Source organism: Streptomyces sp. KM273126, from assembly GCF_004337435.2.
Taxonomy (GTDB): Bacteria; Actinomycetota; Actinomycetes; order Streptomycetales; family Streptomycetaceae; genus Streptomyces; species Streptomyces acidicola.
This window is the reverse complement of record NZ_SJXB02000001.1, coordinates 2,624,546-2,639,276: the sequence shown is the minus strand read 5'-3', so window position 1 is coordinate 2,639,276 and position 14,731 is coordinate 2,624,546. Positions and strand designations below refer to the sequence as shown.

The following is a 14,731-nucleotide window of genomic DNA, read 5'->3' as shown; positions in this document are numbered from 1 at the left end:
TGTGCTGTCGTTTCTGCTGTCGCTTGTGCTGTTGTCGCCGGTCATCCCGTCATTCGCCGCCCCCTCCCAGCAGCCCGTCCGCGAGCCCGATCACCACCGGCAGCACCCCGATCGCGATGAACGCGGGCAGGAAGCACAGCCCCACGGGTGCGGTGACCATGACGGCGGCGCGGCGCGCCCGTTCGGTCGCGGCGCGTGCCCACGCGGCGCGGGCCTCGGCCGCCAGCCGGGCCACCGGGGCGGCGGCGGGCACGCCCGACTCGTCGGCGCGCTCCAGGAGCCGCGCCAAGGGGCCGGCACCGGGCAGTGCGGCCAACGCCCGCCACGCCTCGGCCGGTTCGCCCCCGAGCCGCGCCTTTGCCGCACCGTGGGCCAGCCGCTCCCCGACGGGCCCTCCCAGGGCTTCGCCCACGGCCCGCGCGGCCGCGGCCGGGCCGGCTCCGGCGGCGATGCACGCTGCCAGCAGGTCGGCGGCGAGCGGGAGTTGACGCGCCACTCGGGCCGGGTCGTACTCCCTGTCCCCAAGCTTCTCCGCCGATCCGCTGCCCCGGTGCCTCTGCCGCCACCACGAGAAGCCGCAGCCGGCGACCAGTCCCAGCACCAGTCCCATGAGGCCTCCCACCAGCACCCACCCGGCGCTCACGACTCCGGCGACCGGCAGCCACCCCCGCGCGGCATCCCGCACCACCTGCCGCCGCGCCGACGGCGCACCCTCCAGGAGCAGCACCGCGTCCAGTCGTCTGCGCAGCCTCCGTTCACGCCGAACGGTGTCGAGGGACCGGACCAGCCACCACAGCCCCAGGGCCGCGCACACGAGTACCCCCAGCCTGTGGACAACGTCCGTGCTCATGCCGCCTCCGCTCCCCGTACGATCCGCAGCGCCCACCACAGGCCGACGCCTTCGAGCACTCCGCCGACCAGCAGGCAGCCCAGGCCGGCGGCGCTGTGCAGCACCACGTGCAGCGGGTCGGCACCCAGCGCGGTGCCCAGCAGCAGGCCGAGCACCGGCAGCCCGGCGAGCATCACGGCCGTGGACCGGGCGCCTGCCAACTGGGCGCGCAGGTCCGCCCGTTGGTCCCGCTCCGCGCGCAGGGCGCCCTCCAGCCGGTCGAGCCCCGCCGCGAGACCCGCGCCCCGGTCCACGGCCACCCACCAGCACGCGGCGAGCCCCAGCAGTCCGTCGGCGCCCGGTTGCCGTGCCGCGCCCACGAGAGCGACGGGCACATCCCCGCCGAACCTCGCGGCCGCCAGCACCACCGACTGCGCCTCGCCGAGCCCGCCCGAGTCCCGGGCGGCCCGCAGCAGCGCCTCACCCGGCTGTCGACCGGCGCGGACCTCTCCGGCGAGCGCCCCACACAGCGCGATCACAGCGTCACCGCGCCGCTCGCGCGCCCGCTGCGCCTCCCGGGCCCGGCGCAACCGGCGCAGCAACGGCACTCCGAGCGCACCAGCGAGCACCGGCAGCACGGACGCGCCCAGCACGCCGATCACCACCCCGAGCACCGGCGCCCACCACTCGGCCGGCAGCCGCCGCACGCGCAGGGCCGCCCTCTCCCAGGGCGGCGGCCCCACCGCCCCACCACCGGCCAGCAGCAGCTGCGCCCGCCGAACTCCGGTACCCGGTCCGCCCAGGAGCCAGGCCGCCGCCCCGGCACACGCCACGGCCGCCCCGGTCAGCCCCGCCGACATCTCGTCGACCCCCGTCACAGCGCTCCGCTCCCTTCCCGGAGCAGCCCCCGCAGCCGCTCCCAGCCCCGCTCGTACGCGAAAGCCTCGGCACCCCACCGCAGCGCGGGCACCGTCACCACGAGCCCCGACGGATCCCGCTCCAGCACGTGCACCTCGGCGATCCTGCGCCGCCCGTCCCGGTCCCGGACGAGATGGAGGACCACCGACAGCGCGGCCGCCAACTGGCTGTGCAGCGCCGCCCTGTCGAGCCCGGCAGCCGTGCCGAGTGCCTCCAGCCGGGCGGGCACCTGGGCCGCCGCGTTGGCGTGCAGAGTGCCGGAGCCGCCTTCATGTCCCGTGTTCAGGGCCGCCAGCAACGACACGACCTCGGGCCCGCGCACCTCGCCGACGACCAGCCGGTCGGGCCGCATCCGCAGCGCCTGCCGCACCAGGTCCTGCAGCTCGACGAGCCCCACGCCTTCCTGGTTGGCGGGTCTCCCCTCCAGCCGCACCACGTGCGGATGACCGGGCCGCAGCTCCGCCGAGTCCTCGGCCAGCACGATCCGCTCGCCCGGGTCGACCAGGCCCAGGAGAGCGCTCAACAGCGTCGTCTTGCCTGTTCCGGTGCCGCCGCTGATCACATACGACAGGCGCGAGGTGATCAGGGCCCGTAGCACCCGGTCGCCGCCGGGCGGTACCGTCCCCGCCGCCACCAGTTCGTCGAGGGTGAACGCCCGCGGCCGTACGACCCTCAGGGACAGACAGGTCGAGCCCACGGCCACCGGCGGGAGCACCGCGTGCAGGCGTGTGCCGTCCGGAAGGCGTGCGTCGACCCACGGGCGCGCGTCGTCGAGCCTGCGGCCGGCCACTGCGGCCAGGCGCTGCGCGAGTCGTCGTACGGCCGCCGCGTCCGGGAAGGTGACCTTCGTCAGCTCCAGGCCGCCGCCCCGGTCCACCCACACCCGGTCGGGCGCCGACACCAGGACGTCGGTTACTTCAGGGTCGGCGAGCAGCGGTTCCAGCGGTCCGCTGCCGATCAGTTCGGAGCGCAGCCGTTCGGCCGCGCCGAGGACTTCGGCGTCCCCGAGCACCCGTCCCCGCTCCCGCAACGCCTGTGCCACGCGCGCGGGTGTCGGTTCGGAGCCGCTCTCGGCGAGCCACTGCCGGACGCCGTCCAGCAGTCCGCCGTCGGTCCCCGCTGCCGGGTCCCAGTCGCCCTTCATGCGGCCTCACCTCCGGCCACCGCCCGCTCCCAGAAGGTCGTGCAGAAACGTGCGAGTGGTCCGCGCGGGGCTCCTCCCGGGGGTGCAGCGCCGTCCAGAAGGTCCGTGTCGGCGGGTACTTCGCCGGCCAGGGGCAGCCCGAGCAGCCGTGCCACCTCGCGGTCGTCCAGGCCCGGCGCGTAGGGCCCTCGCACGGCAACCCGCAGATCGCGCAGCACCATTCCGAAGGCGGACGCCACCCGCGCGGCCGCGGCGACCGCGCGCAGCTCGGCGGGGACCACCAGCAGGCCGAGGTCGATCTGGGCGAGGGCCTCCGCGACGCCTTCGTCGATCCGGCGCGGCAGGTCGACGACCACGGCGCCGCCGCGCCGCCGACCGGCGGCCAGGACCGCTCGCACGGCCTGGGGCGGGATGGCGACGGCGTCGCCGCGGTCCCAGCTGAGCACCCTGAGGGAGTGCAGTTCGGGCAGCGACTCCTCCAGGGCTCCGCCGCCGACCCGGCCGCGTGAGGCGGCGAACGCCGGCCAGCGCAGTCCCTCTGCGGTCTCGCCGCCCAGGAGGACGTCGAGTCCGCCGCCCAGCGGATCCGCGTCCACCAGGAGGGTGCGCCTGCCCTGCCGCGCGGAGGTGACCGCCAGCGCGCAGGCCAGGGTGGACGCTCCGGCACCGCCCCGGCCGCCGATCACCCCCACGGTCAGGGCGGGCCTGCCCACGCCCTCGGCCACGTCGGCGATGCGGTCGACGAGCCACTGCTCGCCGTCCGGCAGCATCAGTACGTGATCGGCGCCGATCTCGACGGCCCGCCGCCAGACCCCGGAGTCGTCCTGGTCCCGGCCGACCAGCACCACCCCTCGTCTGCGCGCGGCCCCTCGTACGCGTCGTGCCGCGTCGTCGCCGACGAGGACGAGCGGCGCCGCCTCCCACCGGCCCCTGCCCTCCGGCACCCCGTGGTGGACCTCCGGTCTGGCGCCCGCGGCCGCGCACAGGCGCAGCAGGTCGTCCAGCAGTTCCGCGTCCTCGGTGACGATCAACGGCCTGCCCTGCCGCCCCTCGGCGGCGGGCGGCACCTCGTTCGCGATGGCTCCCGCCACGATCCCCATCCCCTTCGCTGTTTTCCTGCGCGGAGCCCGCGCGGCCCTCTGCGGCCCCGCGATTCCGCCCGTGGTGAAGTCCCGTGTGGAGAACCGGCGGACCGGCCTCCATATGCAAGGCCGACAGGTGCCGGCCAAACGCACACCGACAAACCGATCCGGCCATGAACTCGCCGCGAGCGGTGCGCGCTTGAATCACGGTGCAGCGATCCCGGAAATCGTGTGGATCTTGGTCGATAACTGTGGACAACACGGGGGTTGTGAATATCGCCGTCACCCACACAGGCGACCTCTGCGCGACTTCCGCAACGCAGCCTGACGGCTACGCACAGTGACGAATCATGTGCTGGGGCTGAGGAGTCGCCATGCGGCCACGAGACGGCCGGACGATCATGAAGAGAGGAGAAAAACCCACCCGGACATGCGACGACCCCCGCCGGGGGGGAGAGCGGGGGTCGTCCCCACGGCCGACTCGGGGGGGGAGGAGTCGGACCGGGTTAGCACGGTCGCGAACGATCCGTGACTTCCATGGTGTACCCGAGAGCCCTCTCAGGCAAACCCACGCGCCCCACACTAGCCCGAATGGTGGGCGCATATGCTCGGGCTCGTGGAAAACCACTCCTTGCCTCGCACAGCAGCCTTCTTTGACCTGGACAAGACGGTCATTGCGAAGTCGAGCACGCTCACGTTCAGCAAGTCGTTCTACCAAGGCGGCCTGATCAACCGCAGAGCCGTCTTGCGAACCGCATATGCCCAGTTCGTCTTCCTTGCGGGCGGCGCCGACCATGACCAGATGGAGCGCATGCGCGAGTACCTGTCCTCGCTGTGCCGCGGCTGGAACGTCCGGCAGGTGAAGGAGATCGTCGCCGAGACCCTTCACGATCTCATCGACCCGATCATCTACGACGAGGCCGCCTCCTTGATCGAGGAGCACCACACCGCCGGGCGCGACGTCGTCATCGTCTCGACGTCCGGCGCGGAGGTGGTCGAGCCCATCGGGGAACTTCTCGGCGCGGACCGCGTGGTGGCGACCCGCATGGTCGTGGGCGACGACGGCTGCTTCACGGGCGAGGTGGAGTACTACGCGTACGGCCCGACCAAGGCCGAGGCGATCAGGGAGCTGGCCGAGTCCGAGGGGTACGACCTGGCACGCTGCTACGCCTACAGCGACTCCGCCACGGATCTGCCGATGCTGGAGGCCGTCGGTCACCCCCATGCGGTGAATCCGGACCGTCCACTGCGGCGGGAAGCCCTCGCGCGCGGGTGGCCGATTCTGGACTTCCACCACCCGGTACGGCTGAAGCAGCGCCTGTCGGCGCCACCGCGTCCCGCACTCGTCGCGGCCGCCGCCATAGGCGCCGCGGCGGCCACCGCCGGGCTCGTCTGGTACGCGAGCCGGCGCCGGCTCGCCACCACATGATCTCCAGTAACCGCCCTGACGCCCCGTTTGCCGCCCGCTAACACCCTTTGAGACTAAAAGTAAAGAAGTGCAACCAGGGCTTCCGCTTGCCCCGGGGGCTGGAGTACAAAGGATTCAGCGGCCCGCGAGACCAAAGGACATCCGAAAGGATCACCTTTAATAACGCATTTTGGCCCCACGGACCGAGCATGAACATGGGGTACCCACGCGACGTCGACCCGTCGAATACGGGCCAGCCGCACCAGGTGACGGGCAACAGTTCCCGGCCTGATGGGCAATATTTCGAGGACGCCTGGTAACCCGGTGAACATGCCAGCGGCGGTACGAGCACTCGTACCGCCGCAACCTCGTAAGGCCCTCTCCAGGAGGGCCTTTTCCCCTGCCCAGGGAGCTACGCCGCCCCGCGCTGCAGCGCCTCGCACACGGCCGTCGACTCACGGGCTCCGAGTTCCACGGCCCTGCCGCAGTGGGCGATCCAGGCAGCCATGCCCTCCGGGGTGCCGGAGACGTAGCCCTCCAGGGCCGCTACGTAGGCGGCGCGGCCGAGTTCCGCGTGGCCGACCTCCGCCGGGCAGACGGACTTGGGGTCGAGTCCGCTGCCGACCAGGACGATGCGCTCGGCCGTGCGCGCGACGAGACCGTTGTGGGAGCCGAAAGGGCGCAGGGCCAGCAGTTCGCCGTGGACGACGGCCGCGGTCACCAGGGCGGGGGCCGAACTGCCCGCGATGATCAGCTCGGAGAGCCCTTCGAGGCGGCCGGAGACCTCGGCGGCGTCCGGCAGCGGCAGTTCGACCAGCGGTTCGTCGACCGGTTCGCCGTCCTGACGTGGACGCCCCACGCGCGCGTTGTCGTCGGCCGCCGCCACCAGGTGCAGCCGGGCCAGTACCCGAAGGGGCGACTGCCGCCAGATGGACAGCAGTTGGCCCGCCTCGGCGGTCAGCCTGAGGGCGGCGCCCATCACCCGGCCCTCGTCGTCACCCCTGAAGTCCGTGCGGCGGCGCACCTCTTCGAGGGCCCAGTCGGCACCGGACAGCGCGGCGGAACCGCGCGCTCCGCGCAGTGCCGCTTCGGAGGTGATCTCGTTGCTGCGGCGGCGCATGATGCGGTGCCCGTAGACACGGTCCACGGCCTTGCGCACGGACTCCACGGACTCGGCCACCCCGGAGAGCTCCCCCAGGGCGGCGAGCGGATCGGCGGTCGCGCCTGTCGTACTCATGAGTACGACACTACGCGCCCCCTCCGGGCCGGAAGCTACTGGTTGGCCGCAGAGGCTCCGGGTACGCCCTTCGGAGCGGGGGCGGCTCCGTCCGTGAGGAAGGCGGTCCAGCCCCGCCTCGGGGCCTGGCCGACCTCGAGGGTGCGCAGCCTGTCCAGGGTCTCGGGGTCCTGGGCGTCCAGCCAGTCGGCGAGCTGCCTGAAGGAGACGCAGCGCACCTCGGCCCTCGTGCAGACGGCCTCGATGGTCTCCTCGACGGCGCGCATGTAGGCACCGCCGTTCCAGGACTCGAAGTGGTTGCCGATGATCAGGGGCGCGCGGTTGCCGTGGAAGGCGCGCTCGAAGCCCTTGAGCAGGCCGTCACGGTACTGGTTGCCCCAGTAGGCATGCCTGTCCGGGTCGCCGGCGTGTGCCCCGGACTGGTTCGCGTAGAAGTTGTAGTCCATCGTCAGCGTCTCGAAACCGCGGCCGGGGATGGGGACCATCTGCATCGACAGCTCCCACAGGACGCCCTTCTTGCTGGGCCAGACCTGCTCGGCGTCGCCGCTGGAGTCGTAGCGGAAGCCCAGCTCACGGGCCGCCCGCATGAAGTTCCGCTGCCCGTCCAGGCAGGGTGTGCGGCCTCCGACCAGTTCCCTGTCGTAGTCGAAGGGCAGCGGCTCCGCCTCCGTCAGGCCCGTGTTGGTCTTCCAGGACTTCACGAACGCCTTCGCCTGGGCGATCTCGCTCTTCCAGTCGTTCACCGACCACTCGTCGACGCCGGCCCCGGGGTCGCAGAAGTGGCCGTTGAAGTGGGTCCCGATCTCGTTGCCCTCCAGCCATGCGCCCCGCAGTTGGGCCACGGTGTCCCGGATGCCGCGGATGTCGTTGAAGCCGACGTCCGAGCTGCCCGGCGCATGGTGCGGCGGCCGGTACAGCTCGCGCTTTCCGCCCGGCAGCATGTACACGCCGCTCAGGAAGTACGTCATCGTCGCGTTGTTGGCCCTGGCCACCTTGCGGAAGCGGGAAAACAGCCGCTGACTGTCCTCGCCCGCGCCGTCCCACGAGAAGACCACGAACTGCGGCGGCTTCTGGCCCGGTGCGAGCCGCTCCGGTCCGGGCCGGCCGGGCCGACCGGGTTGCGGGCCGGTGTACGCGGTGGAGCCGTCACCGATCAGGCGCATACCGCTCTTGGGTGCCGGCGCCGGGACGGCTCTCTTCGGGCCGTGCGCGCCTTCCCTGGGAACCGTGCCATCGGTGCGGGCGCCGGTGTCGCCGGTCACGCAACCGGCGAGTGCCGCGGAGCAGGCCGCGACGAGTGCGACACCCGCGGCGATCCTGTGGGTGGCAACCATCGTCGGCCCACCTTCTTCCTTCAGTCAGCGCAACGCCGGCGGGAGGAGTTCTGCCACGCCACCCGAAAAGGCGCGCCCACTCCCGCAGGTGGGGACAAAGTCGCACGACCGCGGAAAAGTATTTGTATGACAAGCCGATGAAAATCCACATTCACTCAACAGAGTGATCTACTCACCCATTTGCCGCTTTTGGACCCACACTTCCTTTACTCTGCATTACGATTCGTTTACTGATTGTTGAGATATCCCGCCGCTGCACGCCGTGACCCACGGCCGCGACCCGACCCCGCCAGAGAGCGGGGACCACCTGTTCCGCGACCGCGCCGCCCCGGAGGAGACGGGAACCATGTCAGCCTGCGTACCCACCCGCGCCGAAGACCCGACTCGGGCCAAGCGCGCCCATCCGCCCCACAGCCCCCCGCCGGCCCCGCGCCGTCCGTTCCGCATCGCGAGCGCCGATCTCTCCGCTTCACTCGCGGTCTTCCTGATCGCCCTCCCTCTGTCCCTCGGCATCGCCCTCGCCACGGGCGCGCCCCTCCAGGCCGGCCTCGTCGCCGCCGCCGTCGGCGGTCTCGTCGCAGGACGTCTCGGCGGCTCACCGCTCCAGGTCAGCGGTCCCGCAGCCGGGCTCACCGTCGTCACCGCCGAGCTCATCCAGCAGTACGGCTGGCGGGCCACCTGCGCCATCACCATCGTCGCCGGACTCGCCCAGCTCGGCCTGGGCTGCCTGCGTGTGGCCCGCACGGCGCTCGCCGTCAGTCCCGCGATCGTGCACGGCATGCTCGCCGGCATCGGCATCACCATCGCCGTCGCCCAGCTGCACATCGTGCTCGGCGGCACCCCGCAGAGCGCCGTCCTCGACAACCTCCGCTCGCTGCCCGCCCAGCTGGCACAGCTACGCCCGGCCGCCCTGTCGATGAGCGCGCTGACCCTCGCCGTGCTGCTCGCATGGCCCCGGCTTCCCGGGCGCGCCGGGCAGGCGCTGCGCCGGATCCCGGCCGCGCTCGTCGCCGTCACCATGGCCACCGCGGCCGCCTCCTTCGCCGGACTGAGCCTGCCCAAGGTCGACCTGCCGTCGTGGAGCAGCCACGCCCTGGCCGGAATGCCCGAAGGAACGGCGCTCGGCCTGGTCGCCGCGGTGCTCACCATCACGCTGGTGTGCAGCGTTCAATCGCTGCTCGGTGCCGTCGCCGTGGACAAGCTGGCGGCGGGGCGGCCGGGCGTGATCCGCTCGGACCTGGACCGTGAGCTGCTCGGGCAGGGTGCGGCCAACGTCGTCTCGGGAGCGCTCGGCGGGCTGCCCATCGCCGGGGTCGCCGTACGAAGTTCGGCAAATGTCCAGTCCGGGGCCGTGAGCCGGAACTCCACGATGCTGCACGGCGTTTGGGTAGTAGTTGCCGCGCTGCTGATGGTTCCCGTCCTTGAGCTGATCCCCCTCGCATCGCTCGCCGCCCTGGTGATGGCCGTCGGCATCCAGATGGTGTCCCTGCACCACATCCGCACGGTCACCCGCCACCGAGAGGTGCTGGTGTACGCCGTCACCACGCTCGGCGTCGTCCTCCTGGGCGTCCTGGAGGGCGTGGCCCTGGGCGTCGCCGTGGCCGTCGGCGTCTCCCTGCACCGCCTCGCCCGCACCCGCATCACACACGACGAGCGAGAGGGAGTCCATTACGTACATGTACGCGGCCAGTTGACGTTCCTCGCGGTGCCCCGGCTCAGCCGGGCCCTCCACCTGGTGCCGCACGGGACCGAAGCCGTCGTGGAGCTGGACGGTTCGTTCATGGACCACGCGGCGTTCGAGACGCTGCAGGACTGGCAGAACACACACACCGCGCAGGGCGGTTCCGTCGAGCTCACCGGGCGCGCGGGCACCCGTATCGCGGAACCCGCCGAGGTCTCCGGATGCCGGTGCCGCCCCTGGACGCCCTGGCGCAACCACCACTGCGAGGACCCGGGGACCGTGGCGCCGGGTGACCAGTCGGGTGAGGACACCGGCGCTCCCGGCGGGCCCAGCGGGCACCAGCTGGCGCGTGGCATCAGCGCCTTCCAGCGGAACACCGCTCCGCTGGTGCGCGGTGAGCTGGCCCGGCTCGCGCGCGAAGGACAACGGCCCGCGCAGCTGTTCCTCACCTGCGCGGACTCACGGCTCGTCACGTCGATGATCACCTCCAGCGGCCCCGGCGACCTCTTCGTCGTCCGCAATGTGGGGAACCTCGTCCCCCTGCCCGGCGAGGAGAGCGGGGACGACTCGGTGGCCGCGGCGATCGAGTACGCGGTGGACGTACTGAAGGTGCGGTCCATCACGGTGTGCGGGCACTCCGGCTGCGGAGCGATGCAGGCGCTGCTGAACACGGAGCCCGGCGGCACCCGGACCCCGCTCAAGCGGTGGCTGCGGCATGGGCTGCCCAGCCTGGAGCGTGCTTCGGACATGGGCCGGCCCGGCGCGCGGCTGGCGGGTCGGGCACCGGCCGACGCGGTCGAGCAGCTCTGCCTGACCAATGTGGTCCAGCAGTTGGAGCACCTCCGGGCGCACGAATCCGTGGCGCAGGCCATGAAGGAGCGGGCGCTGGAGCTGCACGGGATGTACTTCCACGTGGGCGAGGCCCAGGCGTATCTGCTGACCGGCACGGACGGGGCCGAGGTGTTCGACCACGTGGGCGCGTCCGAGAACGCGAGCGTGGTGGAGGACCTGCACCGTTCAGCATGACCCCAGGAGGACGCCCCGAGGAGAATCCACATGACCCCAGGAGGACGCTCCGAGGAGCAAGGGCGCCCGGCCGGCCACCCCGGCAGCGGTCGCCTCCCCGGCCCCAGCACAGCCCGAGCCCGCCCAGGCGTGTGAACCCCGCACGCGCGCCGTCCGTGAGCATGGGTGGCACCCGCACCGGGGAGCCACCCGCCCGCAGGTCTAAACCAATCCATCCGACGGCCCTTGTCATCGAGGGTCCTGGTCTGATGAGCTGTGGCCTGGGACACAACGGACACCCTGGGAAAGGGAGATGTCGTGAGCAACGAATCCTTGGCCAACCTGCTCAAGGAAGAGCGCAGGTTCGCACCCCCCGCCGACCTGGCCGCGAACGCCAACGTCACCGCGGAGGCGTATGAACAGGCCAAGGCTGACAGGCTCGGCTTCTGGGCCGAGCAGGCCCGCCGGCTGACCTGGGCCAAGGAGCCGAGCGAGACCCTGAACTGGTCGAATCCGCCGTTCGCGAAGTGGTTCGAGGACGGCAAGCTCAACGTGGCGTACAACTGCGTGGACCGGCACGTCGAGGACGGGCACGGCGACCGGGTCGCCATCCACTTCGAGGGCGAGCCCGGCGACGGCCGCGCCATCACCTACGCCGAGCTCAAGGACGAGGTCTCCAAGGCCGCGAACGCACTGCTGGAGCTGGGAGTTCAGGCGGGCGACCGGGTCGCCGTCTACATGCCGATGATCCCCGAGACGGCGATCGCGATGCTCGCCTGCGCCCGCATCGGCGCCGCGCACTCCGTGGTCTTCGGCGGCTTCTCCGCGGACGCGCTCGCGACCCGTATCAAGGACGCCGACGCACGGGTCGTCATCACCTCCGACGGTGGCTACCGCCGCGGCAAGCCCTCCGCGCTCAAGCCCGCGGTCGACGACGCCATCGACCGCGTGGACAACGTGGAGCACGTCCTCGTCGTCCGCCGCACGGGCCAGGAGGTCGCCTGGACCGAGGGCCGCGACGTGTGGTGGCACGAGATCGTGGAGCGCCAGTCCGCCGAGCACACGCCCGAGGCGTTCGACGCCGAGCACCCGCTCTTCATCCTCTACACCTCGGGCACGACGGGTAAGCCGAAGGGCATCCTGCACACCTCCGGCGGCTACCTCACCCAGACGTCGTACACGCACCACGCCGTCTTCGACCTGAAGCCCGAGACCGACGTGTACTGGTGCACGGCCGACGTCGGCTGGGTGACCGGCCACTCGTACATCGTCTACGGGCCGCTGGCGAACGGCGCGACGCAGGTCATGTACGAGGGCACGCCGGACACCCCGCACCAGGGCCGTTTCTGGGAGATCGTGCAGAAGTACGGCGTCACGATCCTCTACACGGCGCCGACAGCGATCCGTACGTTCATGAAGTGGGGCGACGACATCCCCGCGAAGTTCGACCTGTCCTCCCTGCGCATCCTGGGCTCGGTCGGTGAGCCGATCAACCCCGAGGCGTGGATCTGGTACCGCAAGCACATCGGCGCGGACCGGACGCCGATCGTGGACACCTGGTGGCAGACCGAGACCGGCGCGATGATGATCTCCCCGCTGCCGGGCGTGACGGAGACCAAGCCGGGCTCCGCGCAGACGCCGCTGCCCGGCATCTCCGCGACCGTCGTCGACGACGAGGCGAACGAGGTGTCCAACGGCGGCGGTGGCTACCTGGTCCTCACCGAGCCGTGGCCGTCGATGCTGCGCACCATCTGGGGCGACGACCAGCGGTTCATCGACACGTACTGGTCGCGCTTCGAGGGCAAGTACTTCGCCGGGGACGGCGCCAAGAAGGACGACGACGGGGACATCTGGCTCCTCGGGCGCGTCGACGACGTCATGCTCGTGTCCGGCCACAACATCTCCACCACCGAGGTGGAGTCGGCGCTGGTGTCCCACCCCTCGGTCGCGGAGGCGGCCGTGGTCGGCGCGGCCGACGAGACCACCGGGCAGGCGATCGTGGCGTTCGTGATCCTGCGCGGCACCGCCGCGGAGACCGAGGACCTGGTCACCGAACTGCGCAACCACGTGGGCACGACCCTCGGCCCCATCGCCAAGCCGAAGCGGATCCTGCCGGTCGCGGAGCTGCCCAAGACCCGCTCCGGGAAGATCATGCGGCGGCTGCTGCGTGACGTGGCGGAGAACCGGCAGCTCGGAGACGTCACGACGCTGACGGACTCGACGGTGATGGACCTGATCCAGGCCAAGCTGCCCGCGGCACCGAGCGAGGACTGAGCACGAGCGACGGCTGACCACGGCCGAGGACTGACCACGGCCGAGGACTGATCACGGGCAAGGACTGACCATGGTCGGCGACTGAGCGACCGACGGCCGAGCAGGTTCGTACAGTCCTGATTCGTACGGTCCGGAATGGGGCACCCGGCAGCACACCGGGTGCCCCTTTCGCGTCCCCGGCGCCCGCACTCGTCGTACGGGATCACCTGCCATGCGCACCCGCAGAACGGATCCCGCCACACCTTAGGTAAAGTAAGAACCACGTCAACAACACAACAAGATGCTCAAGGTGCGCCGGGAAGTCTGGTCGGCATGTGTTTCGTCCTGCCCACCGACCGGAGGTCCCCACCATGGCCGCCCCCCGCACCGCCACCACCACCCGCAAGTTCCTCGGCCGTCTCTCGCTGCCCGAGCGGAACTTCGTCGCGGACGCGCTGCGGACGGAGACGGTCGGCGGCGTGCTGCTCCTCGCAGCGGCGGTCACCGCGCTGATCTGGGCGAACGTGCCTGCCCTGCACAGCAGTTACGAAGCCGTGCGCGACTTCCACCTAGGGCCTGGCTCTCTCGGTCTCGACCTCTCCGTCGAACACTGGGCGGCCGACGGACTGCTCGCGGTCTTCTTCTTCGTCGCGGGCATCGAGCTCAAGCGTGAACTGGTGGCCGGAGACCTGCGGGACCCGAAGGCGGCCCTGCTCCCTGTCGTGGCCGCGCTCTGCGGGATGGCCGTGCCCGCGCTCGTCTACGCGGTCACGAACGTCAGCGGCGGCGGCTCGCTCGCCGGCTGGGCCGTGCCCACCGCCACCGACATCGCCTTCGCACTCGCCGTCCTCGCCGTCATCGGAACCTCCCTGCCCTCGGCCCTGCGCGCCTTCCTGCTCACTCTCGCCGTCGTCGACGACCTGTTCGCGATCCTGATCATCGCCGTCTTCTTCACCTCCGACATCGACTTCGTCGCGCTCGGCGGCGCCTTCGTCGGCCTCGCCGTCTTCTGGCTGCTCATCAGGAAGGGCATACGCGGCTGGTACGTGTACGTCCCGCTCGCGCTCGTCATCTGGGGGCTGATGTACAACAGCGGCATCCACGCCACCATCGCCGGTGTCGCCATGGGGCTGATGCTGCGCTGCACGAGGCACGAGGGCGAGTCCCGTTCCCCCGGCGAGTACGTCGAGCACCTCGTACGCCCTCTCTCGGCGGGCCTCGCCGTGCCGTTGTTCGCCCTGTTCAGCGCGGGGGTCGCGGTCTCCGGCAGCGCGCTCGGCGAGGTGTTCACCCGGCCCGAGACGCTCGGTGTCGTCCTCGGACTCGTCGTCGGCAAGGTGCTCGGCATCTTCGGGGGCACCTGGCTGACGGCCCGTTTCACCAGGGCATCGCTCAGTGAGGATCTCTCCTGGCCGGACGTCTTCGCGGTCGCCACGCTGGCCGGCATCGGCTTCACCGTCTCACTGCTCATCGGTGAACTCGCCTTCGAGGGCGATCCGGAACTCGCCGACAAGGCCAAGGCCGCCGTGCTCGTCGGCTCCCTGATCGCGGCCACGCTGGCGACCGTGCTGCTGAAGGTACGGAACGCCAAGTACCGCGCCCTGTACGAGGCGGAGGAGCGCGACGAGGACCTCGACGGCATCCCCGACATCTACGAACAGGACAACCCCGCCTACCACCTGCGCATGGCCGAGATCTACGAGCGCAAGGCCGCCGAGCACCGGAGGCTTGCCGAAGTGGCGGGCGGGGCAAGCGAGGGGGACGACGGTCCGGCATGATCTGACAGGACCGTACAAAACCGCAGGCACCCCCAGACCGTACGAAGGACCGCACGCGCGGC

10 protein-coding genes are annotated in these 14,731 nt (G+C 71.4%); 4 read left to right on the top strand and 6 right to left on the bottom strand.

The window, feature by feature from the left end:
- Positions 1-49: 49 nt before the first annotated feature.
- The 4 genes from E0500_RS11370 to ssd are packed head-to-tail and all read right to left on the bottom strand — an operon-like array spanning position 50 to position 3,991.
- On the bottom strand, positions 50-850 hold the full coding sequence (locus tag E0500_RS11370; RefSeq protein ID WP_131558629.1) for a type II secretion system F family protein: 801 nt from the start codon (positions 848-850) through the stop codon (positions 50-52).
- Positions 847-1,689: a type II secretion system F family protein gene (locus E0500_RS11365; protein ID WP_131558703.1), complete on the bottom strand. Its 843-nt coding sequence runs from the start codon at positions 1,687-1,689 to the stop codon at positions 847-849. Before E0500_RS11365 ends, E0500_RS11370 begins: the two co-directional genes overlap by 4 nt.
- Before the next feature lie 14 nt (positions 1,690-1,703).
- Positions 1,704-2,891: a TadA family conjugal transfer-associated ATPase gene (locus E0500_RS11360; protein WP_131558628.1), complete on the bottom strand. Its 1,188-nt coding sequence runs from the start codon at positions 2,889-2,891 to the stop codon at positions 1,704-1,706.
- Positions 2,888-3,991: a septum site-determining protein Ssd gene (ssd, locus tag E0500_RS11355; protein ID WP_220140493.1), complete on the bottom strand. Its 1,104-nt coding sequence runs from the start codon at positions 3,989-3,991 to the stop codon at positions 2,888-2,890. The genes E0500_RS11360 and ssd overlap by 4 nt, the downstream gene beginning before the upstream one ends.
- A gap of 586 nt (positions 3,992-4,577) precedes the next feature.
- On the opposite strand from ssd, the gene E0500_RS11350 reads away from it, so the two are divergent.
- Positions 4,578-5,402 carry an HAD family phosphatase gene (locus tag E0500_RS11350; RefSeq protein ID WP_131558624.1) on the top strand — a complete coding sequence of 275 codons (825 nt, stop codon included), beginning with the start codon at positions 4,578-4,580 and terminating at the stop codon, positions 5,400-5,402.
- 391 nt (positions 5,403-5,793) lie between these two features.
- Here E0500_RS11350 and E0500_RS11345 read toward each other — a convergent pair whose 3' ends face one another.
- Together E0500_RS11345 and E0500_RS11340 are read right to left on the bottom strand one after the other, a co-directional pair.
- Positions 5,794-6,618: an oxidoreductase gene (locus E0500_RS11345; RefSeq protein ID WP_131558622.1), complete on the bottom strand. Its 825-nt coding sequence runs from the start codon at positions 6,616-6,618 to the stop codon at positions 5,794-5,796.
- Between the two features lie 35 nt (positions 6,619-6,653).
- Positions 6,654-7,952: a hypothetical protein gene (locus E0500_RS11340; protein ID WP_131558620.1), complete on the bottom strand. Its 1,299-nt coding sequence runs from the start codon at positions 7,950-7,952 to the stop codon at positions 6,654-6,656.
- 346 nt (positions 7,953-8,298) lie between these two features.
- On the opposite strand from E0500_RS11340, the gene E0500_RS11335 reads away from it, so the two are divergent.
- From E0500_RS11335 to nhaA, 3 genes are all read left to right on the top strand, one after another.
- Complete coding sequence (locus E0500_RS11335; RefSeq protein WP_131558618.1) at positions 8,299-10,659, top strand: SulP family inorganic anion transporter; 2,361 nt, start codon at positions 8,299-8,301, stop codon at positions 10,657-10,659.
- Positions 10,660-10,956: 297 nt separating this feature from the next.
- Positions 10,957-12,912, top strand: coding sequence for an acetate--CoA ligase (gene acs, locus E0500_RS11330; protein WP_131558616.1), 1,956 nt, complete (start codon positions 10,957-10,959; stop codon positions 12,910-12,912).
- A gap of 350 nt (positions 12,913-13,262) precedes the next feature.
- Positions 13,263-14,669 carry a Na+/H+ antiporter NhaA gene (gene nhaA / locus E0500_RS11325; RefSeq protein ID WP_131558614.1) on the top strand — a complete coding sequence of 469 codons (1,407 nt, stop codon included), beginning with the start codon at positions 13,263-13,265 and terminating at the stop codon, positions 14,667-14,669.
- The last annotated feature ends 62 nt before the right edge of the window (positions 14,670-14,731 follow it).